Here is a 10371-nt window from a genome sequence, read left to right as displayed (position 1 = left end):
GGAGCGGTTAGAGGTCCACTTGCATCGTCGTCTGCCGCGAGCTCTTGGTCGCCGGGCTCCAGCACCGCAGGCGGATCATCGCGCCGGTGATCCGGATCCGCTTTAACGGGGCACTGGCGCTGGCGACGTTAGCAGTCGTTGCCAAGTTCGCTTCTAGATCCCAATTGGCATTTTGATGGAACGTGTCGTAATTGCCGTCATACGGCAGATTATCATAGGGGTAGTCGGTGTTCGTGGTGAAGAGCCGCGGCCAACGATCATTGGGTGAAGACGTATCGATGGACACGAGCGCCCCATTATTATCCCTAACGCCCCACCCAACACCTGTGACCTGCGGACCCGTAAACTTGACCTCGAACGAAGTCACGTTGTGGAGCAAAATGTCTTCCCCGATGCGGTACGTCGGGATCGTAGTGCGGGCAACACGATTGGTCGCGAGCGTGAGTTCGTTCATGTTCAGCATTTTGAAGTTGGGTGCGGCGCCGGTCACCGCCATCACTTCGGGTGGATCATTCGCATTCGCGCCGGACGTGTTCAGTAAATTGGAATAGGCCGGGGCGTCGTCGACGTTTCGGGCCGCGAGCCGCTGCCGCCGGATCAGCTTGTATTTATTCACCCCACCCGGGGTCGTTCCGTTGCCCACGAGGAAGTACGCGACCTCCGCGCAAGTTCCGATGATCGGATAGCTGGGGCTGTTCAGCGGGTTCTGGAACGGCACGTCCGCGGTGAGCCGGTTCTCGGGGGCACCGCCGGGCACGATGATCGTGAACTGAAGGACGTGATTGCCGGAACGGGACGATTGGAAGCCCTCACCGTCCACGCCCTCGTAAAAGTTGCTCACGTTATCGACCGGGATGCTCGACGCGAAGAAGTAGCCGGACAATGGCGGTTTGTAATTGGTCAACTTCCCACCATTCGCGACCAAATCATTGGTGCGCTGGTCGCTCAGCCTTCGTCCCAGGTTAGGCTTCCCGTCCTCTTCAAAGAAGTGGTCGTACTGCAGGTCACGGCGCAGAATCGCGAGCGCGGCCCGCTCCTGTGCCATGTGGTCGCCCTGAGCCTTGGCCGCGCGGACCGTGTCCGTGGCGATCGAGGATGCGGCCACGAGGATACTCATCAGGATCAGCACTACCACCGTGACCACCATCAGCTCAATGATGGTGAACGCTCGGCGGCGGGCGGATCGGCGTGTGTGCGTGCGGCGGATCATCGGTCCCCCTCGCGTCGGCACCGGACGGGGCGAACCGTCTGGACCGGAAGGAATCGTTGTTCGGAGTTGGTGGCTCGAGAGCTGGAAATTCAGCCTCTCGTGCGATCGATCAGTTCGTGTTCCCGTTAAGCGCCGGGCGATCGAACACATCGGCGATGCCGGGCATGACCACAACGGTCGCGTTGTAGGCGTTCGTCCCACCATCCACGCGCTTGATCGGCGTGTGTAACTCCACGTCGTAAAACCCCGTACCGTCGTCCGTCGCACTCACGACGCGGTAGAAGTTCGCGTGCCGAACCGTGCCGTCAATTGTTGCGTCCACGATCCAACTCCCCTTCCGGATGTCCGCCGCGGTCGAGATCCTGATTGCGGTGCTGGTGGGGAGGAACGAAATGGTCGCGGGACTCGTGGAGTTGGGGAAGACGGCTTCGGACCCTTGGGGATAAAACTGGTGGCGGCGATTAATGAATACCACGATCTTGAGCGTGGCGTTGTTACGGGCGCTGTTCACCGGGCGCTGTAGCACGGCTAGCGCGTTGTATCGTAACTCGCGCATCTCCGAGCTGCTCGTCGGCTGCCCTTTAGCGTCGTAGTTCATCTTCGGGCGTGACTCTTCGTCCCACGCGAACCCGTCCGGCTGACTGAAGAGCCGAAGAGCCTGTGACGGCGACCCGACCACGTTCATGCTCCGACGCGGCACGAAAGTGGGGGGCGTAGGAGTGGCAATATCACCAACCCACTGGTTGTTCGCCGTTGTGCGCCCGAGAACGCCCATTGGATCAAGAAACACGGGGTAACTCGGCTCGGTGGAACTCGAAGAGATCGTCGGCAGCGTCGCTCCCGTCCCGATCGGAGTTGCCGGGTGCGTGCCCGGGCTGTCCATCGCTGTGTAGAACGGTTCACTGCTACCCAACCCGCTCGTATCGTCGGCGACCTTTTCCCTCCAATAGCTCCGAACGAGCCCGTCGATGGAGTTGGCAAGCGAGGTCGAGCGGTCGGCGATGAGGGCATCGCTCATCTGTTTCGCGCCGAACGGGAACATGCTCATCACGCCCACGAGCCCGATCGCCGTGATGAAGATGGCGACCAAGGCTTCCGTCATCGTCAGACCGGGTCGGCGGGTCATCGGTCGCCCTCGCGTTGGCGACCAGCGGGGGACGGCCGCCGGTCAGGGAGTCGGGGATCGGGGAGCGGAACCGCTCCCGGAAGAATCATTCGCAGTGCAATCACGGGCGCCAAAAAAATCGCGCGGAACTTTGCGTCACTGATTCTGCTCTTGCCGGGCCAGCAAGAAGGGATCTTGCCCGGCGGGATAAACACCGGTCCCCATATTGGGCCAGAGCACCTGATTGTGCCCGAGCGCGCCGGACGCGCGAACCGAAACGATGTACATGTCGCCCACCCGCCGGAATGCGTCGACAAGGGCCGGCCCCTCACCGATCCGCATGTTGGGCACTTTGGTGTAGTCGCGGACCCAGAAGAACAATTGACCGGACGGGGCTCCGACCAGTTTCCCGTCCGGGCTGAAGATCACGTCAAAGTCGCCCGTGTTCGGCGGCGGCCCGATGCTGCCCAACATGATCCGCGGGCTCGCATTGAGATCCGGCACGTTCAGGTCGACGCAAATGTTCTTGGAGAGCAGCACCGTCGGCTCGCCGACCAGCGGCGTGGCCGGGAGGTACACCGAAAAGTGGTAGGTCACCGCTTGCGTGCCCCCTCCCATGATTGCGTCGGGAAACACTTCTAGCGCGACTTGGACGGTGTAGCGACCGGAAGCATTCGGCCCGGTCGTGGCCAGCACACCAATTACCTTGTGCCAGGATCCGAATACCGGCATCACGATCGTGCTGTTAGGAAGAATCTGAGTCGCCTGATCGAGCGTCAGATTTTCGATAAAGCATTTGCGCGAATTGACAGTCCCCGCGGGCGGTGTCGTTCCGGTCGCCAGTGGCGTGTAATCGAACCGCACGCGCGGTTCATTGTCCGGGGAACCCGACGTGAGGGGCTTCAGGTTGGGGATCAGTGGCGGCGGGAGCTCGACGTACTGGAGCTCGGTCACGAACCGGGCATCGGGCTTCCCGGTACCATCGACGATGAACCGGACCCCGCGCGGCGATTTGTCGCGCGCGGCCATCCCCTGCGCCATTTTGAACGTGGCTTCCAGATCGCTGACCGCGTTGCGCGCCCGATCCTGGTCCCGGGCACCGGGGTACACGAGCAGGATGAAGCCCGCGAGCGTGGTGATGATGGCCATCGCGACAAGGAGCTCGATCAGGGTGAACCCACCCCGCGTGTTCGTGCGCGTCATGGTACTTCCCCTTGGTTAGTTTCCTTGGCGATTCAGCCGGTAACCGACGATATCGTCCCCTGCAGATTTCGTGTCCGGTGGCGCAGTCGGGGCCGGCGGGCTCGGGATTACTGCGTCCCTGGGGTAGTAATAGTCAAACTTCTTGTCTTTTCCGTAACTGATCACAGAAGGCACGCGGTTGTGGTTACCGAACTGAAGGTTGAGCGGGGCCACGTTCAGAGCGGCCGCGTAACTCGTGCCCACTACCTTCTTCGGGTCGAGCGGGTCGATGCTCCCCGCCGGACTTGCGTGAGCATAGGGCGCTTGGTCGAGCTCCATATCGTTACTCGCCCACCGGAAGTAGCGAATCAGGTCACCACGGGAGTCAATGAACACGCTCAGATCTCTGCTCATGGGCGCAACAGAAGCTTGAAAGTTGACGGTGCGAATTTCGCCCGTGCTCCCACCGTCTTCGCCCTCTCCACTGCCAACGGAGCGCTCCTTGAGAATCAGGTGAAGCAGCACTGCGGCCTGCTGATCCGCCGACGCGCTCGTTATGTTCTTCACCTGCTGAAAGGTGGCTTTCGGTCTGTACGCAAAGCCGCTCGGATCGTTCGGGGGAATAGTGAACCCGGTCGTGGCTTCGTCAAAAGTCTCCGGGAACATAATTCGTAAGGTGGCTGCGGTGTGAACGGCCCTGGCACGGTCCCGATCATTCCCACAGTACGCCAGAACCGCGTCCGGCACCGGTTCCTTTTGGCACTTCCCGACAACCGCCTCGTATTCCCGATTCAGCGTCAGTTGAAGTCGCTGCACTTGTTTCTTGATGGTTTGCTCGGTCGCCCCTTCGCGGAACTTCATGGTGGCGGCTACACCCAGCCCCACCAGGATCGCCATGATGCTGACGACGACGAGCAGTTCAACAAGGGAGAAGCCGCCCCGACGCCCGCTTCGGACGGGCGAAAGACCGTTCGTTTTCATGTGATTCTCCGTTATTGGGGGCCGGCGCCGATGACAGCGGTCGAGAAGTTGCTCTTATCATCCTCTCCGGCACCGGCGACAGGGCCGCTCCACAGCTCCCCCCCCCCGAACAACTTGTTCGGACCGGCTGAAACGATCTGGAGCGTCTTCGGGTTCTCGTACTTCACCGGAGCAGACCCGCGGTAGTAGGGTTTGACGGTAGACGTCCCGGTCGCAGTGGTTACCGTGAAAGATGGCGTTGCACTGGCCGAGGTGAGATAAGCCCCCTTCGGACCTGCCAGGAAGATCGCGTATGGCACGCCATACGGGTCCAGAAGCCACGCATGATTATTTGGCGTTAGCCCCTGCCCCGGGGTCGTTGAATACATGTTCGCTTTGAGTTGCAGGAACGGCCCGATCCGTTGTTCGTCGGGGACGGTCTTTGCCGCGAACGGTTGTTGCCCGTTCGTAGAAAACCCGGCGTAATCTGGTGCCCCACCGGTGAGGAAGAAGACCGCGACTTGATTGCCGTCTGCGAGCGTGGTTGTGTTCGACAAACCAGTCGTAAGCATTCCACTAACGATGGGTAGGTTTGGGAATATGCGCTTGAGGTAAATCGCTTCTGGCTCATTGATGTTGTAAGTGGGCTTCAGCACGAACGGGGCTGGGGGCAGGTTGCCGGGCTGACCGAGTGCCGCACTCGTACAGAACACATTCGTTGCAACGGTGACCTGCTCCATCCGCCAGCCGTTGTCGGCCCGGACGACGGCTTCGCGCCCCTTCATGACCCCGGCGGTCGTTAGCGCCACTAGGACGGCGATGATGGAGATCACCACCAGCAGCTCGATCAGCGTGAAGCCGTCGCGTCGGTAACCGCTCTGCCGCGTCATCGGTCGGTCCCCCTTCTCCGAGTGCGGATCGTGGAACGTGGAACGCGGAATGAAGACCAGACACGTTCTGTTCTTCTAATTCCGCGCTCCGCGTTTCGCGCTCCGGGTTACTTACTCAGGCCTTCCAGCAGCTTGATGAGCGGCAGGAACAGCGAGATCACAATGGCCCCGATCGTGAAGCCCAGGAACACGATCATGATGGGCTCCAGCAGCGAGATCAGCGACTTGACGAGGTTATCGACCCACTCGTCGTAGAAGTCGGCGATCTTGTAGAGCATGGTGTCCAGGTCGCCCGTCTCCTCGCCCACTTCCACCATATTCACGACCATGTTGTCTACCAAACGGGACTCGCGAAGTGGTTCCGCGATCGTATCGCCCTCGCGGATCGACTCGAAGATCCGCTGGAACATGCGCTCGAAGACCGCGTTATTGGCGGTTTCCTTCACGATGCTGATCGCTTCCAGGATGGGCACGCCGGAGCTAATCAGGGTACCGAGGGTCCGCATGGTCCGGGCAACGATCGTTTTTTCCACGAGCTGCCCGACGACGGGTATCCAGAGCGTGGCCCTGTCGAGCGCGTAGTTCCCGGCCCGCGAGAGCCGGATGAGCTTTATCAGGAAGTAAACCGAGATCGGGAACAGCGGGATCGTCCACCAGTACTCGCTCATCCAGTTCGAGACCTTGATGAGCGTCAGCGTGGCCCACGGGAGGGTCATGCCGAACTCGTCGAAAATCTTCTTAAACTTCGGGATGATGGCCACCATGATGAACGTCAGGATGGCGACCGCGACGAAGATCACGACGGCCGGGTAGACCATCGCGCCGATGATCTTGGCCTTGAGGCTCTGGGACTTTTCGAGGAAGTCCGCGAGGCGCTGGAGGATGACTTCCAGCGCACCGCCGGCCTCGCCCGCGCGGACCATGTTCACGTAGAGCTTGCTGAACGCCTTGGGGTGCCGCCCCAGGGCCTCCGAGAGCGCGGCCCCGGACTCGACGTCCTCGACCACGTCGATGAGGGCGTTCTTGAGGGCGCTGGGCTGCATCTGGCGCTCCAGGATGCGGAGCGACCGGAGCACCGGCAGGCCGGCGTCCTGGAGTGTGGAGAACTGGCGGGTGAACGTCACCAGTTGCTTCGATTTGACGCCGCCGATGACGAACGTCTTGCGGCTCTTGCCGGTCTTCTTCGCTTTCTTGCCCTTCGACCCCTTCCCGCCCGCGACCGCGGTCAGTTTGGTGACGAAGTAGCCCTTGGCTTTAACTTTCTGCTGCGCCTCTTCCTCGTTGGCGGCTTCGATCGAGTCTTTGACCTCGGCCCCGGACGTGTCCAGCGCCTCGTACTTGAATGTAGGCATTTACCGTCCTCACCCTGGTGGTGTGTGTCGAGCGCGGGCCGAGTCCCGGCGCCCCCTAATGGGGGCTAACGTCTGTCGCGAACTTCTATTCCAATTCCGAGCGTGCGAACCCCGATGCGAGCGGGGCGTTTCCAAGCGCGGAATTCGGAGCGGGGAACGCGGAGCAAAGGCAAAGACGGTCGGGCTTTACTCTTCGTTCCGAATTCCGCGTTCCGAATTCCGCGCTCCACACTCCCCGTTCCACGCTCCGCCAATCACCCTTCGTCTTCCTGAACGGTTTCGCGGACCACCTCGTCCAGCGTGCTCGTACCCCCGAAGAGCGCCCGCAACCCCGCGTCGCGGAGGCTCTGGGTGCCGGTCTTGCGGGTGTGGGCGCGAACGGCGTCCGTGCTCGCCCCGCGGCTCACCATGTCGCGCAGGTCGTCGGTCATGACGAGCACCTCGTACAGGCCGGTGCGCCCCTTGAAGCCCAGGTTGTTACACTTGTCGCACCCCTCGCCGTAGTAGAACGGGCGGCCTTTTAGTTGCTCCGGCGTGAGGTTCAGTTCCATCAACTGCTCGCGGGTCGGCTCGTAGGACGTCTTGCAGAACGTGCAGATGCGCCGCACGAGCCGCTGGGCCTGGATCGCCTCCACCGTCGCGGTGATGAGGAACGGCTCCACGCCCATGTCGCGGAGCCGCGTGATGGACGAGGGGGCGTCGTTGGTGTGCAGCGTACTGAACACCAAGTGCCCCGTCAGCGAGGCCTGGATCGCGATGCCCGCGGTCTCCAGGTCGCGGATCTCGCCGACCAGGATCACGTCTGGATCCTGGCGGAGGATGGCCCGGAGCGCGCTCGCGAACGTCACATCAATGTCGTGGTTGATCGGGCACTGCACGATGCCGTCGATTTCGTACTCAACAGGGTCTTCCGTGGTGATGATCTTGGTGTCGATGTCGTTGAGTTCGGAGAGCGCGGAGTACAGCGTGGTCGTCTTGCCGGCCCCGGTCGGCCCGGTCACGAGGACGATGCCGTTGGGCTTGTGGATGATCGCGCGGAACTGGCCGAGCAGGTCCGCCTGCATCCCGATGCGGTCGAGCGACAGGCCGACGTTCGTGCGGTCGAGAACCCGGATAACGACGCTCTCGCCGAACAGCGTGGGCAGCACGCTCACGCGCATGTCGACGGGGTTCCCGCCGACGTTCAGCTCGATGCGCCCGTCCTGCGGGAGCCGGCGCTCGGCGATGTCCAGGTTCGCCATGACCTTGATGCGCGAGGCGATCGCGGTCGCGAGGTGGCGGGGCGGCGGCACCATTTCGTAGAGCACGCCGTCGCACCGGTACCGCATCTTGTACTCGTCCTCGAACGGCTCGAAGTGGATGTCCGAGGCGTGGTCGCGGATCGCCATCAGGAGCACCATGTTGATGAGCTTCCGGACGGGCGCGGCGTTCGCCATTTCCACCATGTCGCCGATGTCGATGGACGTCTCGCGCCCGACCGTGTTGGCCCCGATGCTCTGGTCGGCCTCGATCTGGGCGTATACCGAGCTGATCGTCTCTTCTTTTTCGGTCGAGTACGCCTTCGTGAGCAGTTGCCCGACCTGCTTCGGCGGCCCGAGGATCGGGTTCACCTGCTTGATGCCGAGCAGGTTCCGCAGGTCGTCCATCGCCTGCATGTTATTGGGGTCGGACATCGCGACCGTCAGCACGTCGTTCTCGTAGCTGATCGGCACCAGCTTGTACATCTCCGCGATGTTCTTCATCACCAACTTGACCGCGCTGGGGTGCGGGGTCAGGTCTTCGAGGTTGGCGACGCGCATGCCGTGGATTTCGGCCATCGCCTGGAGCAACTGCTCCTCGTTGAGCACCCCGCGCTGCATGGCGATTTCGCCGAACTGCGCGTCACTGGTGCGCATATCCTCGTAAATGGACTCGATTTGCGCGCCGTCCATGAACGCGAGGTCTTCGAGCTTCTTGGCGAGCTGGAGCGTGTTGGAATCGATGTGCGAGAAGCGGTTTTTCGCGGGCTGCGGCTTCTTCTGCGGCGCGGGAGCCGCCGGTTTCTGTGCGGCGGGCTGACCGGGCTTCGCCACACCGGGCGCCGCGGGCTTCTGACCCGGAACACCGGGCTTCGCGGCCCCGGGCACCGTGGGTTGACCGGGCTTTGCGCCCGCGACGGGCTGACCGGGCTTCGCCACACCGGGCGCGGCGGGCTTCTGACCCGGAACCGCGGGCTTCGGTTGGCCGTTGCCGGGCGCGCCGACGGTCGGCTTACCCGCGGCGTCAACGGGCTTCTTCGGGGGCACGTTCGGGTTGTTCGGCGTCGTGGACATGATGAGAGTTCCGTTGTTCGTTCGTGTTTGGTGTTCAGTTTTAAGTGCTTGGTGCTGCTGAAATTGGGAGCGCGACTGCGTTCAACGAACGGTCGCGGTTCCCCCAGCGCCAAACACGAGCGAGTCACTCCTCGTCGTCATCGTCGTCATCATCGTCTTCGTCCTCGTCCCCACCGCCCTCTTCGTCATCGTCGTCAAGTCCGCGTTCGGCGTGGGCGATCTTGGCCGCCAAGTCGTTCGGCTTGCTCGACTTGAGGAGAACCTCTTCCTTCTCGCAGAGGTCCTCGCGCCACAACCGGAACAGTGCGTCGTCGAGCAGGAACATACCGTGCTTGCGCCCGGTCTGGACCGACGAATCGATGCGGTACGTCTTGTTCTCGCGGATCAGGTTCCGGATGGCGGGCGTGACCACCATCATCTCGTAGGCCGCAATCAACCCTTCGGGCTTCCGCGGGAGGAGCGCCTGAGACAGCACCCCAATGAGCGAACCGGCCAACTGCGTGCGGATCTGGTCCTGCTCGTTTTCCGGGAACACCGTTACCACGCGGTCCACGGTACTCGCGGCACCGGACGTGTGGAGCGTGCCGAACACCAAGTGCCCGGTTTCGGCCGCTTCGAGCGCGGCGCGGATCGTTTCAAGGTCTCGCATTTCACCGACGAGGATCACGTCGGGGTCCATACGCAGCGCGCGGCGGATGCCCTCTTTGAAGTCCGGTACGTCGATGCCGATTTCGCGTTGATTGACCGTACTCTTTTTGTGCTTGTGGAAGTACTCGATCGGGTCTTCCAGCGTGATGATGTGCCGGTCGTAGTTGTCGTTGAGGAAGTTAATCATCGACGCGAGCGAGGTCGTTTTCCCGGAACCGGTCGGCCCGGTCACAAGAAACAGCCCGCGCGGGCGAATGATAAGTGAGCGAATAGCTTCCGGGGTTCGCAGTTGCTCGAACGTGAGGAACTGGCTCGGGATGCGCCGCAGCACCATCCCGACGGTACCCTTTTGCTTGAACACCGCGACCCGGAACCGGTAGCCGTCGACGTACTCGATGGCGAAGTCGGCTCCCCCCTTCGACTGGAGCTCCTGTTGGCACCGGTCGGGGGTGATGGACTTCATCAGCCCGGTCGTGTCGTCGTTGTCCAGGATCAGACCGTTGAGGTCGAGCTTCTTCATGCGCCCCTGGTGCCGGACCACGGGCGGCTGACCGACGCTGATGTGCAAGTCACTCGCCTTCAACTGGATCACAGTTGCGAGTAACTTCTCCATCGAGACTTTAGCCACGGGAACCTCTCACCTGGGCGACCGGCGGCGACGCGAACCGACCCGTGAGCGGACGGGGACCGCAAAAGGACATAAGGGCACGCC

The 10371-nt window shown here is 62.1% G+C and carries 8 protein-coding genes; all 8 read right to left on the bottom strand.

Annotation, left to right across the window (positions count from 1 at the left end; genetic code table 11):
• Positions 1 to 7: 7 nt before the first annotated feature.
• Positions 8 to 1210 (bottom strand): type II secretion system protein, encoded by a 1203-nt coding sequence (locus VT84_RS34930; RefSeq protein ID WP_052550366.1) that lies wholly within the window; start codon positions 1208 to 1210, stop codon positions 8 to 10.
• Between the two features lie 109 nt (positions 1211 to 1319).
• Positions 1320 to 2336, bottom strand: a complete 1017-nt coding sequence (locus VT84_RS34925; protein ID WP_052550368.1) for a hypothetical protein — start codon at positions 2334 to 2336, stop codon at positions 1320 to 1322.
• Between the two features lie 135 nt (positions 2337 to 2471).
• Positions 2472 to 3518, bottom strand: a complete 1047-nt coding sequence (locus tag VT84_RS34920) for a Tfp pilus assembly protein FimT/FimU (protein WP_052550371.1) — start codon at positions 3516 to 3518, stop codon at positions 2472 to 2474.
• A 15-nt stretch (positions 3519 to 3533) separates the two neighbouring features.
• A complete protein-coding gene (locus tag VT84_RS34915; RefSeq protein WP_052550373.1) occupies positions 3534 to 4478 on the bottom strand; it encodes a type II secretion system protein in 945 nt (314 codons plus the stop codon).
• 11 nt (positions 4479 to 4489) lie between these two features.
• A complete protein-coding gene (locus VT84_RS40365; protein WP_052550375.1) occupies positions 4490 to 5347 on the bottom strand; it encodes a type II secretion system protein in 858 nt (285 codons plus the stop codon).
• Between the two features lie 107 nt (positions 5348 to 5454).
• Positions 5455 to 6699 (bottom strand): type II secretion system F family protein, encoded by a 1245-nt coding sequence (locus tag VT84_RS34905; RefSeq protein ID WP_052550377.1) that lies wholly within the window; start codon positions 6697 to 6699, stop codon positions 5455 to 5457.
• Between the two features lie 254 nt (positions 6700 to 6953).
• A complete protein-coding gene (locus tag VT84_RS34900; protein WP_052551792.1) occupies positions 6954 to 8630 on the bottom strand; it encodes an ATPase, T2SS/T4P/T4SS family in 1677 nt (558 codons plus the stop codon).
• 505 nt (positions 8631 to 9135) lie between these two features.
• Entirely contained in the window at positions 9136 to 10287 is a 1152-nt protein-coding gene (locus VT84_RS34895; protein ID WP_157470182.1) for a type IV pilus twitching motility protein PilT, read from the bottom strand.
• Positions 10288 to 10371: the final 84 nt, after the last annotated feature.

The sequence above is a fragment of the Gemmata sp. SH-PL17 genome (assembly GCF_001610855.1).
Classification (GTDB): domain Bacteria; phylum Planctomycetota; class Planctomycetia; order Gemmatales; family Gemmataceae; genus Gemmata; species Gemmata massiliana.
Note: the sequence above shows the minus strand (reverse complement) of the source record. Positions and strands in the feature narration are given on the sequence as shown.